Annotated in this window: 11 protein-coding genes; 5 read left to right on the forward strand and 6 right to left on the reverse strand. The window is 65.9% G+C overall.

The features are described 5' to 3' along the window. Positions 1 to 18: 18 nt before the first annotated feature. Positions 19 to 1896 carry an alpha/beta fold hydrolase gene (locus F9288_RS08995; protein ID WP_174836300.1) on the reverse strand — a complete coding sequence of 626 codons (1878 nt, stop codon included), beginning with the start codon at positions 1894 to 1896 and terminating at the stop codon, positions 19 to 21. Positions 1897 to 2015: 119 nt separating this feature from the next. Between F9288_RS08995 and F9288_RS09000 the strand changes: the two genes are divergently transcribed. Continuing rightward, on the forward strand, positions 2016 to 3032 hold the full coding sequence (locus F9288_RS09000) for a cupin domain-containing protein (RefSeq protein WP_174838991.1): 1017 nt from the start codon (positions 2016 to 2018) through the stop codon (positions 3030 to 3032). Between the two features lie 317 nt (positions 3033 to 3349). Here F9288_RS09000 and hisD (F9288_RS09005) read toward each other — a convergent pair whose 3' ends face one another. Continuing rightward, a complete protein-coding gene (gene hisD, locus F9288_RS09005; protein WP_174836301.1) occupies positions 3350 to 4657 on the reverse strand; it encodes a histidinol dehydrogenase in 1308 nt (435 codons plus the stop codon). 220 nt (positions 4658 to 4877) lie between these two features. Between hisD (F9288_RS09005) and F9288_RS09010 the strand changes: the two genes are divergently transcribed. From F9288_RS09010 to F9288_RS09020, 3 genes are all read left to right on the forward strand, one after another. After that, positions 4878 to 5891 carry a LacI family DNA-binding transcriptional regulator gene (locus F9288_RS09010; RefSeq protein WP_174836302.1) on the forward strand — a complete coding sequence of 338 codons (1014 nt, stop codon included), beginning with the start codon at positions 4878 to 4880 and terminating at the stop codon, positions 5889 to 5891. A 303-nt stretch (positions 5892 to 6194) separates the two neighbouring features. Further along, positions 6195 to 8528, forward strand: a complete 2334-nt coding sequence (locus F9288_RS09015; RefSeq protein WP_174836303.1) for a TonB-dependent receptor — start codon at positions 6195 to 6197, stop codon at positions 8526 to 8528. A gap of 20 nt (positions 8529 to 8548) precedes the next feature. Next, a complete protein-coding gene (locus F9288_RS09020; RefSeq protein WP_174836304.1) occupies positions 8549 to 9799 on the forward strand; it encodes an MFS transporter in 1251 nt (416 codons plus the stop codon). Here the strand turns inward: F9288_RS09020 and F9288_RS09025 are convergent. From F9288_RS09025 to hisD (F9288_RS09035), 3 genes are read right to left on the reverse strand one after another with little or no spacing between them, the layout of a single operon-like run. Further along, a complete protein-coding gene (locus F9288_RS09025) occupies positions 9796 to 10575 on the reverse strand; it encodes an HpcH/HpaI aldolase/citrate lyase family protein (RefSeq protein WP_174836305.1) in 780 nt (259 codons plus the stop codon). The two genes, F9288_RS09020 and F9288_RS09025, sit on opposite strands and share 4 nt — an antisense overlap. 29 nt (positions 10576 to 10604) lie before the next feature. Continuing rightward, positions 10605 to 11375, reverse strand: coding sequence for an SDR family NAD(P)-dependent oxidoreductase (locus F9288_RS09030; RefSeq protein ID WP_174836306.1), 771 nt, complete (start codon positions 11373 to 11375; stop codon positions 10605 to 10607). Beyond that, the gene (hisD, locus tag F9288_RS09035; RefSeq protein ID WP_174836307.1) at positions 11368 to 12702 is read right to left on the reverse strand and encodes a histidinol dehydrogenase; all 1335 of its coding nucleotides are present in this window, start codon (positions 12700 to 12702) and stop codon (positions 11368 to 11370) included. The genes F9288_RS09030 and hisD (F9288_RS09035) overlap by 8 nt, the downstream gene beginning before the upstream one ends. 162 nt (positions 12703 to 12864) lie before the next feature. On the opposite strand from hisD (F9288_RS09035), the gene F9288_RS09040 reads away from it, so the two are divergent. Further along, a complete protein-coding gene (locus F9288_RS09040; RefSeq protein WP_174836308.1) occupies positions 12865 to 13380 on the forward strand; it encodes a hypothetical protein in 516 nt (171 codons plus the stop codon). Here the strand turns inward: F9288_RS09040 and F9288_RS09045 are convergent. After that, the gene (locus F9288_RS09045) at positions 13377 to 15554 is read right to left on the reverse strand and encodes a CHASE2 domain-containing protein (RefSeq protein ID WP_174836309.1); all 2178 of its coding nucleotides are present in this window, start codon (positions 15552 to 15554) and stop codon (positions 13377 to 13379) included. The genes F9288_RS09040 and F9288_RS09045 overlap by 4 nt on opposite strands.

Consider the following 15554-nt stretch of genomic DNA (forward strand, 5'->3'; position numbering starts at 1 on the left):
CCTTTCGTAGGCCGATGGTTACTGTTGGCGTTGTATTTCGGCCATCTTCACCTGCACCAGCATCGACAGTTCGTCGTAGACGGCCCATTCCTCGATGATCTTGCCGTCCTTGATGTGGAAATGACTGATCCCCATCACCGACAAGGGGTGGCCTGTCGGCGCGCCGAGCGGGCCGTAGCCAAGGTGGTGCCCCTCCATCAGCCAGCGTACGGCATATTTGGTTCCGCCCTGCTCGTTTTCGACCGAGCAGATATGCTGCGGAACGAAGGAGCAATCGGGCATCAGCGCGACGAGCCGCATCGTCTGTTGCAGCACCGCCGCCGGGCCGTAGAATTCGCGCATCAGCGGACCGTGCCACTGGCAATTGGGGGCGTAGATCTTCTCGATCCGGCCGAACATGCGCTTGTTGTAGATGTGGTGGAGATCGCGCAGCAACTGGGCCTCGCCCTCGTCATGCGCGATCGAGGTGTCTGCGTCGCTTTCGGGCGGATACTGCCCGATCATGCGGCGGTTTTCGAGCACGTCCATCAATTGCTCGCCGGCATCGACCTTCTTGCGCGCCAGCGTTTCGGCATAGCCGTGCGGATCGATGCCGAGCTGGATCAGCGGCCCCATATTGTCGCGGACGATCCACTCCTTGTAGATCTTGTTCTCCAGGATCATGCAGTCGGCGACGGTGCGCGTGAGCCAGGTGCGCCCGGTCGGCTTGCCGAACATCCCGAACTGGGTATGCTTGCCGATGCCATGCGTCATGTGGCTGGTGTAGAAACCGTCGACATCGTTGCCGCGCCACAGCACCTGCTGCGCCATGCCACGCCGCTCAGGCGCCTCGACCAGCCGCTGGATCGTATCGCGGATATGGGTCTCGCGGTCGTACATCGTGCCGAGCGTGGTATAGGCGACGCAATTCCACGTGTAATGCGTGTAGATCAGCCCCACGTCGCGCTCGTCCCAGATCTTGTGGGTGCAGCGGACGATATAGTCGACGATATCGGTATAGCAGTCGTCGAAGCCGCGCAGGCTCTGCACGCGCGGGCGATTTTCGGGCACGAGCTGGGTGAAATCTCGCCGCTCGACCTGCAAGACCGCGCGGGGATCGTCCTCAGGCGCCTTGCCTGCTGTGCTGGCGCTCACGCCCTTCGACTCGCTCATCTTCCTGTCTCCTTGATCGTTGTTAGCTGGTTCCGGGAGCTTGCCGACAGCGGCATCGACACGATCGAGCCACGCGCGCACCGCATCGGCGGTGGCCTCGGGTTGTTCGAGCAACGCAAAATGCCCGGCGCGCGGGATCAGTCGCAATGTCGCATCGGGCAGCGCGTCGGCGATGATCTGCTGCGTCGCCGGTGGATTGATCGCATCCTCCGCCCCGGCGAGCACCAGCGCGGGCATCGCCAGCGCTTCGAGCGCGGGGCGATAATCAGGACGGGTCAGCGCCAGTTCGATCTGACGCGTGAAGACCGCGCCGCCGAGATCGTCGGCCATTGCGACGATCATGTGCAGCAGCGCCTGATCCTCGCGCGAATCCGCGCCGACATAGGCCGGCCACGCGGTATCGCGCACATAAATACCGGGTGCGGCCCCGGTCGCCGCCGCGCGACGGTCGGCGTGGGTTTCGGGCGGAACGGGGAGTGGCGTCGCGCCGAGCAGCGCCAGCCCCGCGATGCGGCCCGGCGCGCGCCGGGCGATTTCCAGCGCGACGATCCCGCCCAGTGAGAAGCCCAGCAAAGCGAACCGGCCGGCGGGCGCGGCGGCGAGGATCGCATCGGCGGCCGCGCCGATATCGGCATGATCGGTGTAGGCGATAATCCGCGCGTCCCGTCCCGCCGGCAACGCCGCGAGGAGCGGGGCAAAAAGCCGTTCGTCGCACAAGGTCCCCGGCAGCAGCAGCACCGGCACCACAGATGCTGCTCGCGGCCGTAAGATCGTTTTGCGGGATGCGCCTTGCGTTGCCATCGGCTTTGACCTATTGCATTTGCATTCGAATGCAAAGTGCTTTTTGGAAGGGAATGGCCGTGATGCAATGGACGCAGGAAGCGATGCAGGCGCGATTGGTTCGCTATGCCGATCTCGTGCCGTGCCGCACCGCGTTCATCGATACCAACACGCCGGGATCGACCGAGAAGGAGAATTTCACGATCATCGGCCCCGGGGTGTCCGAAAACGCTGATCAGTTCGTCCATATCGTGGAGAAGCACGGTTTCAACGTCGGCGCGGCGCGTCAGCCGTTCGGCTGCGTCAATTCGCAGCACAGCCACGAAACAGCCGAGGTGTTCGTGGTCCATTCGGGCCATTGGCGGCTGCTGTTCGGGCCGAATTGCGAGGACGGCACGCTGGAAATAGGCCCGGGCGACGTCGCTTCGGTGCCTACCCGCATGTTCCGCGGCTTCGAAAAGATCGACGAAGGCACTGGTTTCCTGTTTGTCGTGCTGGGCGACGACGACCCCGGCCGCGTCACCTGGGCGCCGGCGGTGTTCGAGGCGGCGGCGGACCACGGGCTGAAGCTCGCCAAGGGCGGTCGGCTCATCGATACCTCGTCGGGCGATTACCAGCTCAAGGATGTCGAACTCGAGGACGTGCTGGATACCGAGGCGGTGGCGGAACTGAAGACGCCACCCGCCGAAAAGCTGAAGGAATGCATCGTCAGGGCAGGGGAGGCGCCGGTCAATCCGGTCTCGCCGCTCGCCGCGCCGGGTGTGGGCGAGGCGGGGCTTATCGTGCCGCAGTACACCGGCGACGGGTTTGGGCCGGGGCCGATCGTTGGCTGGTGGCCGCACGGCTTCAACCTGCGGCAGCTGACGTTGGAAAGCGGCGCTTATGTGCCGCTCCACCAGCGCGGCGAGGTCGAGGTGCTGTTCGTGCAGGAAGGCGTGCTCGAAGTGAGCTGGGATGGCGGCGCGATCGTCATGGGGCCGGGGGATACGCTGACGGTGCCGGTCGGGCTGCCGCATGCGTTCCGCAATACCGCCTCGGTAACGTCGGTGATCTTCGTGGTGCGCGGCACCGAAACTCCCGGCGCGCCGGTCTTTTCCTGAAACACCGCTCCACCCCGGCTCGCGCGGGGGTGGGCGACATTTTACGTTCGATGAAACAGATCGTCGCCGTCGCATTCGACGGTGGCTTTTTTGTCTGAAAATTCTCCGCCCAAAAAATACGCCGGGCGGACGATCCTTTCGGCTCGTGCGCCCGGCGTCAGGGGAGGAGAGGGTTAGGACGGATCGACATTCAGCTCTGACGGCCTGCAAATGGCGGCTTTCCGCGCTTCCGGTGCTAACGGACCTTTAGTCCGCTGCGCTCCGGGTCACGGAAAACCACCATTTTCGGCTCGTCATCTTCTGAATGTCGATCCGCCCTAAGCGTCGGCGAGCGCGTTGAGGCGGTCGAGGCGGATCGCGGCGGCCTTCTGGTGGCCTTCCAGCCCTTCGCTGCCGCTCTGGCGGATCGCCGGCGGTGCGACCGCGCGGATCGCGGACGGCTCCAGCCACTGATAGGTCGCGATCTTCACATAGGAGCCGACCCACAGCCCACCGGTATATTTGCCCGCGCCCATCGTCGGCAGCGTGTGGTTGGTGCCGACATTCTTGTCCGAATAGACCACGCTGGCGTTCTCGCCGATGAACAGCGAGCCGTAATTGCGCAGCTTGTGCGAGAAGGCCTGCGCGTCCGCGGTGTGGACCTGGAGATGCTCGGCCGCGACGTGATCGGAATAGGCGATCATCGCCGCTTCGTCGGCGCACAGCACGATCTCGCCGTAATTGCGCCAGCTCTCCCCGGCGACCTTCGCGGTGGCGAGTGTTTCGAGCTGGCGGTCGACCGCCGCCATCGTCGCCTCGGCCAACGCGCGATCGGTGGTGATCAGCCCGACGCGGGTGCGCACGTCATGCTCGGCCTGGCCGAGCAGGTCGGTCGCGATCAGTTCGGGATCGCCGGTCGAATCCGCGACGACGAAGATTTCCGAGGGGCCGGCGAGCTGGTCGATGCCTACGGGTCCGAATACCTGCCGCTTCGCCTCGTTCACGAAGGCATTCCCAGGCCCCATGATCTTGTCGACCTGCGGCACGGTTTCGGTGCCATAGGCCATCGCAGCCACCGCCTGCGCGCCGCCGATCAGGAAAATGCGATCCGCGCCGGACAGATGGCAGCCGGCGACCATTGCCTTGTGCGCATTGGGCGGCAGGCAGGCGACCACCTCGTCGCAGCCGGCGACCTTGCCCGGCACGATCGTCATGATCGGCGCGGACAGCAAGGGGAAGCGGCCGCCGGGGACATAAGCGCCGACGCGCTGGATCGGGATGACGCGATGCCCGAGATGCAGGCCGGGGATCGGCTCCACATCGAGCGGACGGATCGTCGAAAGCTGCGCCTCGGCGAAGCGGCGGACATTGTCGATCGCGAATTCGGTGTCGGCGCGGGTCTGCGGGTCGAGCAGGTCGAGCGCCTTCCGGCGGTCGGCCGCGCTCACCTCGAACTGGTCGAGACTGGCGTTGTCGAACTTCGCCGAATAGTCGCGCACCGCCGCGTCGCCGCGCGTCCGGACATTCCTCAGCACCTCGGATACGATACCGACGATCTCGCCCGAATCGGCGATCTGATCGCGTGCCGGTGCTTTCACATAGGTCGCACGCCCATCGAAACCGTGCGGCGCGTTTGACGTCGTCATGTCGCTCAATCCCTCCAGCCAGATGCCGCTGCCAACCGGCGCGGCTCGTGCCGGGACGTATTGCATTCGAATGCAAAAGTCACCACCTTATTCGTCAGGTGCGCTATCGCGGCGATCCGCGTGGCGGTTGCGGCTGAAAAGCTTGCGCTTCCTGATCGCGGACAATTGCTGCGCGGCGCATCGCATTCTAGGCTCGGCGGATGATGAACAGGGAAAAAGCGTGAGCAGGCCGGCACCGTTGCGTAGAGCCACCTCCTATGACGTGGCGCGGCTCGCCGGCGTGTCGCAATCGGCGGTATCGCGCTGTTTCGCGCCGGGCGGCAGCATCGCGCCGGCCACGCGCGAGAAGATCGTCAAGGCGGCAAACGAACTCGGCTACCGCCCCAATGCGCTGGCGCAGGGGCTGATTTCGGGGCGGACCAATCTGGTCGCGGTGCTGATCTCCTCGCTCACCAACCTTTATTATCCCGAGGTGCTGGCCGAATTGAGCCGCTGGCTCACCGATCGCGATACCCGCGTGCTGCTGTTCGCGCTGCATAGCGAGAGCGAGGTCGATGCGGTGCTCGATCAGGTATGGCGGCACAGCGTCGATGGGGTGATCTCGGCGGCGCGCCTGTCCGACACGCAGTTGCAGCTTTTCGCGGATCATCGCATCCCGGTGGTGCTCTATAACCGCGTCGCGACCTCGGCGGCGAGCGTCTGCTGCGACTCGGCATCGGGCGAGCGCGAACTGGTGCAGCGGCTGCTTGCGGCCGGCCATAAGAGGTTCGGGATCATCGCCGGCCCGGCGGATTCCTATGTCGGCGAGGAGCGTCGTCGCGCCGCGATCGATACGCTGGCGGAGGCCGGGATCGCGCAGCCGCCGGTGGTGCGCGGCGATTTCAGCTATGCCAGCGGCGGAGTGGGGCTGGGCAAGCTGCTCGCGCTCGATCCGGCGCTCGATGCGGTGATCTGCGCCAGCGACCAGATGGCGATCGGCGCGATCGACAAGGCGCGCGTCGAACTGGGGCGAGCGATCCCGGACGACCTGTCGATCGTCGGGTTCGATGGATCGGGGCCGGCGCGCTGGCTCAGCTATGACGTATCGTCGATTCGCCAGCCGGTGCGCCGGATGGCCGAGGCGGCGGTCGCGATGCTGTGTGATCTGATCGAGGATCCCGACGTGCCGGTGGAACGGCGGCTGTTCGCCGGGCAATTCGTCGCCGGCAGTTCGGCCCGGCTCGGCAAGATCTGATCCCGCCAAGAGAGCCGGCGCGGCCCGGCAAACAGCCTTCGAGCGCATTCGAAGGCGCGGAATCGTCTGATGATCGAGGCGTTTAGACGTGTATTGGAATGCGGAATCGATCATATCGTCGACGTAATGCTCCATTATAACTAAGTAAAATGAATGCCTTATACTTCCTCATTGCTGTTCTGCATCGCTCGCATCGAAGTATGAATTCGAATGCAAAAAATTATGGACAGCCTGTCTCCGAAGTGCAATGAAACGCGCGGGAGGGGTGGCTCCGTGCCGCCGCAGGACAAAAGAGGATGTGCAATGAGCAACCGTCTCTGGCTTTCGAGTGTCGCCGCGATCGCACTGGCAAGTGCAATTTCCCCCGCCGCCGCCGAAACCGCGCCGGCGCAGCCTGCGGCTGACGCGCAGGATCAGCCTGCGACTCAGGCCGGCACCGGGCTCGGCGATATCGTCGTCACCGCGCAGCGCCGCAGCGAGCGGCTGCAGGATATTCCGCTCGCAGTCACCGCGGCGAGCGCGGAGGATCTGAACCGCGCGCGCGTCAACGACGTCAGCCGCATGCAATTCCTCACGCCCGGTCTTACCTGGGGTCAGCAGGGCGCGGATTCCTTCCCTGCGATCCGCGGCGTGCGCACCCAGCTGGTCAGCGCGCAGAGCGATCCCGTGATCGGCTATTATATCGACGGCATCTATCAAAGCCGCACCCAGCAGCAGAGCTTCCCGATGTTCGACGTGTCACGCGTCGAGGTGCAGCGCGGGCCGCAGGGCACGCTTTATGGCCGCAACACCTTCGGCGGCAACGTCAGCGTGATCACCGCCGAGCCGGTCCAGCGGTTCGACGCGGGAGTCAACGGATCGATCGGCAATTACAATCTGCGCCAGTTCGACGGCTTCGTGAACGTGCCGGTGATGCAGGATGTGGCGCTGCGCGTCTCCGCCTATCACAGCGAGCACGACGGTTATGTGAAATCGAACGCAACCCCCGGCATCAGCGTCAATGATGAAGATCAGACCGCGGTGCGGGCCAGCCTGCTCGCAAAGCCGGCGCCCGGACTCGAGATCAGCATCCACGGTGCTTATTGGGTGCGTAACGACAATGGCGGCGGCGCTTATGGCTATAAGGTGGTCGGCACGCTGATCGACCCCGCGACCGGACTGCGCTCGATCAACGGCCAGCCTTATGCGGTCAATCCGACGGTGCATAACGGCAGCGCCTTCGTGAACGGCGTCGATATCGGCGTACCGGTGACCGGCGATGCCTGGACCAATCAATGGGATTATCAGCCGTTCGAGCGGCTCAAAGAAAAATATGTCAGCGGCCAGATCAGCTATGATCTCGGCGGCGTCAGCCTGAAGTCGATCACCGGCTACAATGATTTCCGCGCCAACCGCAGCGCCGATCTCGATCAGAGCAGCATCGTCTTCCCGGCGCCAGGCGTGACTGCGGGCTTTGCCGGTTCGGGTCTGCAGGCGGCGAATACCCGCGCGAAATCGTTCAGTCAGGAATTTCAGCTCGCCTCAACCAGCACCACCGCGCCCCTGCAGTGGATCGCCGGGGCCTATTATTTCCACGACATGATCGATGAGCTGTACAGTCAAGTCTATACCGCCGCGACCGCGACCGCACTCGGCACCCGCTCGCGCACGCAGATCGATACCAAGGCCTATGCGCTTTATGGGCAGGCGACCTATGCGCTCATCCCCGATACGCTGAAGCTGATCGCGGGCATCCGCTATTCGGACGAAACCAAGCAATATGGCATCACCAATTTCACCGCCGCGCCGGGATCGTGGAATTTCGCCACGCAGACGCCGGCCCTGGCGAATGGCGAGGCGAAATACAATAAGGTGACCTGGCGTGCCGGCATCGAGTATAAGGTCGCGCCGCGTTCCTTGCTCTATGCGACGGTTTCCACCGGGTTCGAATCCGGCGGGATCAACAACAATTCATCAAACCCGCTGATCCCGGCATCCTATGCGCCGCAGACGGTGACCGCCTACGAAGTCGGATCGAAGAATGTGTTCGATTCCGGCCGCATCGTGCTCAACATCAGCGCCTTCTATAATAAGTATCGCGACCTCCAGATCACGATCCTCGATCCGGCGACCAACCTGTCTTATTACGCCAGCGCCGGCGCGGCGCGCAGCTATGGTGCTGATGTTGAGCTGAAGACGATGCTCCTTCCCGGCTTCCACATTGACGGGACGGCGGCACTGCTCAACGCGAAGTTCACCAGCTATACGCGTCCCAATCCGTTCGGGAATAGCACGACGGTCAATCTCGCGGGCAAGGACGTGCCGATGTCGCCGGCGCTCAAGACCACGTTGAGCAGCTATTACGACATCGACATGGGCAATGCCGGCAAGCTCTCGCCGCGCGTCGACTGGCTGTTCTCGACGCGCTATTTTGCGACTGACTACAACACGGTTCTCGACCGACAGGGCGCGTATAGCATCGTCGATGCCAGCCTGCGCTGGACCGATCCGAGCGAGAAATATTACGTCGAAGGCTTTATGAATAACATCGGCAACAAGGCGGTGATCTACAGCGCGACGCTGGGCAACAGCGCGCGCCTGCAGGAATCTTTCAGCCCGCCGCGACTCTACGGCCTCCGGGTCGGCGCGCGGTTCTGATGGCCGCGCGGGGCGATGCGATGACGCAAGCCGTCAGATCGTCGCCCCCGCCCGAAACCGGCGAAGAGATGCTGCCGCCGCTCCCGCGAGCGGTGGCGGCATTCGCGTTCCTGATGGTCGCGGAATTCTTCTATAGCTGGGCGTGGTATTCGGTCGATGTGCTGCGCCCGTTCGTCAGGGATGCGCTTCACCTGACGCTTACCGAGGCCGGTTCCGGTTATACCGCACAAGGGGCGGGCGCGCTGATCGGCGCGGTGCTGGTCGGGCAATTGGCGGATCGCGTCGGCCGCCGCGCGATGCTGAGCGTGGTGATGATCGGCTATGGCCTCGGCCTGTTGTCCGGGGTGGTAGTGGCGAGCTACCCCCAGTATCTCGCCCAGCGTTTCGTGCTGGGGCTGTTCCTCGGCGGTATCTTTCCGGTCGTGGTCGGCATCTATGTCGGCCTGTTCCGCAGCAACGTGCGCGGGCGGCTGGCCAGCCTGATCTACAGTGTCGCCAGCCTCGGCGTGGTGATGCAGGGGCTGGCGCTGACCCGGATCGAGCCGCAGGACTGGAAATTGCTGTTGTGGATCGGCGGGGTGCCGCCGGTGCTGCTCGCCGTAGTCGTATGGCGGATCATCCCCGCGACTGCCGCCCCGGCGCGCCATCGGGGGGCGGCGAAGCTGCCGGTGATGGAATTGTTCGCCCCCGCGGTAAAGCGGCGGACATTGGCACTTGTCTCGCTCACCGGGCTCAATTTCTTCGGCTATCAGGCGTTCAGCGGCTGGCTGACCACGTATTTGCGGGATTCGCAGCATCTGGCGCCGGCCGCGGTCGGCTCGATCGTCGCCGGGGTGTCGACCGCGAACCTCGTCGGCGGCCTGTTCTGGGGCTGGACCAACGACCGCTTCGGCCGACGCTTCAACGCGATCGGCTTCGTGCTGACTGCGGCGGTGATCGCGGTGTTCGTTTCGCTGCCCGCCGATCCGCGCTGGCTCGGTGCGCTGGGGCTGGCTTATGGCTTCGCGGTTGCGGCGAGCGTGGCCTGGGGGCCGTGGCTGACCGAGCTTTACCCGCCGCATCTCAAATCGACCGCCGCGTCGATCTTCAACTGGGGGCGGATCGTCAGCATGTTCGCGCCGATCGTGACCGGTGCGCTGGCGGGATCGTTCGGCCTTGCCGCGGCGATGCTGAGCGGTTGCGCGGTGTTCCTGATGGCCGCGCTGATCTGGCTCACCTTGCCGGAAACGCACCCCGCGCCGCTCCGGCTGGGGCGCGGGCAGGGCGCTTAACGCCCCGCCTGCGCCAGCAATTGCGCGGCGCCGGCGAGCATGAAGCCGTGATCGGAGCCAAGCAGGAACAGGCTCGCACCCTTGTCGCGCCATATCGGGATATCGGCGCCGCGCGCGAGGAACATTCCGATCGGGCGACCGTGGCGCCTGCCGGCGGCGCACACCGCCTCCACGGCGGCAATGACGCGCGGATCATCCTGATTGGTCGACCCGCACGAGACGGTGAGGTCGACCCGCCCGATGAACAAGGCATCGATTCCAGCGACCGCGGCGATTGCATCGATCTCGTCGATCGCCTCGATATCCTCGATCTGCGCGACCACCACGGTCCGCGCCGCGCTGAAGGCGAGATGATCGGGCATCGCGCGGGTGGTATAGCCCGCCGCGCGCGACGACCCGGCATAGCCGCGCCCGCCCGCGCCATAATGCGCCGCGCGCGCGACCGCCTCGGCTTCCGCCGCCGAGCGAACATGCGGCACGACGACCCCGGCTGCCCCGCAATCGAGCGCGTTGAGGATTTGCTCGGGCGCGGCGGAAGGGAGGCGGACGAGCACATCCTTGCCGCTCGCCCGCGCCGCCATCACGCCATGGTCGATCGCCAGCCGGTCGAACGGCGCGTGCTCCGCGTCGAGGCACAGGCAATCGAGTCCGGTCAGCGCCAGTACTTCGACGACGATCGGCGAGGGCGTCTTGACGAAGGTGCCGATCAGCAGCTCGCCGGCCGCGAGCCGCTGTTTGAGCGCGCCAGTGGCAGCAGTCGAAACGCGATCGGCCATTTGAGTTTTCCTTGTGTCGGTCGGGTGAATCAGTCGGCGGTCCAGCCGCCGTCGATGACGAGGCTGGTGCCGGTCATCAGCGCCGAAGCCTCTGAGGCGAGGAACACTACCGCGCCCATCAAATCCTCGACCCGGCCGATCCGGCCGAGCTTGATCTTCTCGATCACGCTGGCGCGAAATGCTTCGTCGGCGAAATAGGGACGGGTCAGCGGGGTTTCGATGAAGGTCGGCGCGATCGTGTTCGAGCGAATACCATGGCGCGCCAGATCGAGCGCAAAGCTCTTGCTCATCCCCTCGATCGCCCATTTCGATGCGCAATAAAGCGAGCGATTGGGGCCGCCGACATGCCCCATCTGGCTGCCGATATGGATGAGGCTCCCGGAAAGCCGCGCCTCGATCATCTGCCGCGCGCAGGCCTGAGCCACGAAGAAGGCGGATTTGACGTTGAGGCCAAGGACGGCGTCATAATCCTCCTCGCTCACCTCCCACACGGGCTTGGGGCGGTTGGTGCCGGCATTGTTGACGAGAATGTCGAACGCCGGGCGGGTCGCGAAGAAGGCCGCCACCGCGCCGAGGTCGGTCACGTCGAGCGTCGCCGCCTCGGCCGCGCCGCCCGCTGCGCGGATCGCTGCCGCGCCGGCCGCGATCTCAGCGGCGGAGCGCGCCACCAGCGTGACGGCGGCGCCCGCCTCGGCCAGCGCGGCGGCCATCGCCAGCCCGATCCCGCGTCCCGCGCCGGTAACGATCGCGCGGCGGCCGTCGAGCCGGAACGCGGGGGTGACGGGAAGGGGCTCAGGCATGGACGCGGGTGGCCTCGGACGGCTCGGCGACTCCGGCATAGGGTACATTGCGGCCGCCATAGCGGCGTACCCGGATGTTCGCCTGTTCGCCATGCCCGGCAAACCCCTCCAGTGCGCACAGGCGGCTGCAATATTCGCCGATCAGCGCGGAGGCCTCGTCGGTCAGCACGCGTTGATAGGTACAGGTCTTGATGAATTTGCCGACCCACAGCCCGCCGGTGTAGCGCGCCGCCTTCTTGGTCGGCAGGGTGTGGTTGGTGCCGATCACCTTGTCGCCATAGCTGACGTTGGTGCGCGGGCCGAGGAATAGCGCGCCGTAATTGGTCATGTTCTTCAGGAAATAATCCGGATCGCGGGTCATCACCTGCACGTGCTCGGAAGCGATATCGTCGGCGATGCGCACCATCTCCGCATCATCCGCCGCGACGATCACCTCACCGAAATTCTCCCATGCCTTGCGCGCATGGTCGGCGGTGGGGAGGATGGCGAGCAGCCGCTCCACCTCGCGCATCGTGTCACGGGCCAGCGCCTCGGAGGTGGTGAGCAGGATGGCGGGGCTGTCCGGCCCATGCTCTGCCTGTCCGAGCAGGTCGGTGGCGCACAATTCGCCGTCGACTGTCTCGTCAGCGATCACGAGCGTCTCGGTCGGGCCGGCGAACAAATCGATCCCGACGCGACCGAACAGCTGGCGCTTGGCTTCCGCGACAAAGGCATTGCCGGGGCCGACAAGAATATCGACTGGCGCGATGCTCTGGGTACCGAGACCCATCGCCGCGACAGCCTGAATCCCGCCGAGGCAATAGATTTCGTCGGCGCCGGCCAGCGCCTGCGCCGCGACGATCGCCGGGGCGGGTTTGCCCTGAAACGGCGGTGCGCAGGTCACGACGCGCGGCACGCCGGCGACCTTGGCGGTGATCACGCTCATATGCGCGGAGGCAAGCAGCGGATATTTGCCGCCTGGAACATAGCAGCCGGCGGCGTTGAGCGGCAGGTTCTTGTGGCCGAGCACCACGCCGGGCAGCGTTTCGACTTCGACGTCCTTGATGCTGTCGCGCTGGATCTGCGCGAAGTTGCGGACCTGCGTCTGGGCGAATTCGATGTCGTGGAGGTCCTGCGGCGAGAGCTGGTCGATGCACGCCTGGATCTCGTCGCTGGTGAGGCGATAGCTGTCACGATCCCATTTATCGAACTTGATCGACAATTCGCGCACCGCATCGTCCCCGCGTGCTTCGATATCGGCGAGAATCGCCTCAACCGAATCCCGCACCTGCCGATCGGTGGACGCTTTCGCCTCCGCGCTCGCGCCTTTTTTGAGATAGATCGCCATCGCCGCTCTCCTTTGCATTCGAATGCAAAAGCGGTACAGTGCTTCGCGCAATGGATCAAGGGACAAGCATCCCGACCCCTCCCGTTCCGGCCAACATTCTCTTCGGGGTGGTTTGTTGTCGGTTGGTTGGCTAGGGAACAGGCTCGGGGATGGGGGAGCGGGATGAAGCGGGTTGGTCTCATCATCGGGGCGGCATTGCTGCTGAGCGGCTGTACAGGTCCGGTCAGGACGCGCTTCGGCGGCCAGCCGGCAACGACCGCACGCGATCCGGTATCGGCGGTCGCCGTCGAGGCGGACAGCCAGGCCGACCGGCATTGGCCGGCGATCCATGCGGCGATCACGGAGCAGGGCCTGAATCTCGACCCGGCGAGTCCCTACCGGCTGGCCTTCGCTTTCGGTTCGCGTCCGGCCGGCTCCGCGATCCTGGCGTCCGGCGGCGCGGTGGTCTCCCCCGCCAGGAAACGTCATCTGTTCCAATCCTGTCCCGGCCGCACCTATCGCCTGGTCGTGACGTTGACCGACACGCGCACCGGTGACCTGATCGGCCGCGGCTGGGCCGACGAAGCGCATTGCCGCGCCGCCGCAGACGAGGCGCTGCCCGCGCTCGCCGCCCGGGCGGTCGCGATGCTGGCGCATCCTGTTCCGCAGGGAAGCGATTTGCGCTGGACGCGAAACTAGCCGCCCGCCGAAGCGGGGTTTCCGTCGCTATCGCTCCCCGGCCAGTCCGCCGGCGCCAGCGGCAGGACGATGCTGAACGCCTTGATGCCATCGGGCCGGGCCTCGTAACCGACCGCGCCGTTCTGTCGCTCGATCGACGCCCTGACGAAGGCGAGGCCCAATCCCCGGCTTGCGATCCCGCCGCCCGCGGCGCCGGGGGCGAAGGCCAGGAACGGGTCGGCGGCGCGTTCGGAAGGCATGTCCGGCCCCGGCCCCTCGACCGAAACCGTCGCCTTGCCGCCGCCGGTTTCGAGGCGACATGTGACACGATCGCCGGACGCCGCGAATTTCACGGCATTGTCCAGCAGATTCATCAGCGCGCGCAGCAGGGAGGCGTGATCGGCGGTGACCCAGGTTTCGCCGGTCAGGCCGACCTCCTCGATCGTGATCCGCCTCGCCGAGGAGAGCGGCCAGACGAGGCCGATCGCCTCGACGGCGACGCCGCATAGCTCGACCGGCCCCAGTTGCGGCGCCGTGCCCGTCAGCCGCGCCAGCTCGACGAAATCGTCCGCCAGCTTCAGGCCGTGCTCGACATGCTGGCGGATGACCGGCGCGAGCCGCCCGGCGTCATCCGCCGCTCGATCGAGCAAGGCGATGATCGCAACGTGCGGCGCGCGCATGTCGTGGCTTAGGAACTGCAGCGCTTCCTCGCGCGCGCGGGACGCGGCCTTCAGCTCCGAGATGTCGATGAAGCGCAGGATCGTCCCGCCGCCGACCGGCGCGCGCGTCATGACGAGCGTGCGTCCGTCCCGCAACGCGAACTCCGCCCCAGGGGCGATGGTGCCGGGGCCGAGCGTCGCCAGCAGGGATTCGAGCGCTTCGCCTCGCACGGCGCGACCGAACAGCGCGTCCGCGGCGAGGTTGCCCATCACGACCTCGCCGTCCTCGGCGACCACGCAAACCGCGTCGGGCAGCCGGGCGAGCACTTCCGAAACAAAGGCCCGGAGATCGCGTAGCTGGCCGATGACGTCGTGCAGCCGGTTTGATTCGATGTTGACCATGTCGCCCCGGCGGGCCGGCCGGGGACTGGCCGGCAGCAGGCCCGGTTCGGCATGCAGCCGCCTGATCTCCTCGCCCATGAAGTCGCTGACGGCGGCGAGGCGCCGCCATGCCCAGAGCGAATATACGAGGACCAGACCGACCACGCTGGCGCCGGGCGCGAACCACAACCGCCCGAACACCAGCAGCAGCGTGGAAAGGGCCAGCGCGGAAACGGCCGCCAGAATCGACAGCCGCAGGTTGGTCGAGGGGCCGAACCGGAGGAAAGCGATCAGCAGCAGCAGGACCGGCAGGAGGCCGAGCGCCAGCTGCCAGCTTGGGGGCAAAGGGCGGTAGAAACCGTCGTGCAGCAGCGCGTTGACAACATTCGCCTGCAATTCCACGCCCGACATGAGCTTTCCGGCGCTGTGCGGCACCAGGAAATGGTCTCCGAGTCCCGCGGCCGATCCACCGACCAGCACGATCTTGCCTCTGGCGAACACCTCCGGGAGGCTGCCGTCGGCGAGGCTCGAAAATGGGATGCGGCGAAAGGAACCGGGCGGCACGAAGGCGATCAGACGATCGGCGGCGGCATCCCGGCCCCGCCCCGCAGCCGGGTCAATCCGCCGGGCGATCAGCTCGGCCATTTGCGGCGTGCCCGTTCCGGAAGCAAAGCGACGCACCACTCCGTCGCTGTCGGTCGTCACGTCGACCGATCCAAGCCCCGCCGCCGCCGAAGCGATCGCGGGGAGCGGTCTCCCGTTTCCCGCCTCGCCGGGCGCCCTGCGGGGCAGGACCGGCAGCACGACCGGGAAGGCATGGCGCAGCGCCGCCTCCAGCGCCGCATCGTCCGCCGCCGGCTCGAGGAAGAGGATATCATAGCCGATCACCGCCGGACGATCGCGCGCCAGCGCCTCCAGCGCCTTCGCATGGATGCTCCTCGGCCACGGCCAGCGCCCGAGCGCGGCGAGCGAGGCGTCGTCGATCTCGACCAGCAGGATCCGGTCATCCGCCGCCTGCGGGCGCAACCGGGTCAGCTCGTCGAACAGCAGATGGTCGATCGGGGCGGCGACGCGGCTCCCGGTCGCCGCCGCCACGACGAGCGCCGCCGAAAGGGAAACCAGCGCCCATTCCAGGATCAGCCGCCGGTAGAGCAT

This window comes from Sphingomonas sp. CL5.1 (assembly GCF_013344685.1).
Taxonomy (GTDB): Bacteria; Pseudomonadota; Alphaproteobacteria; order Sphingomonadales; family Sphingomonadaceae; genus Sphingomonas.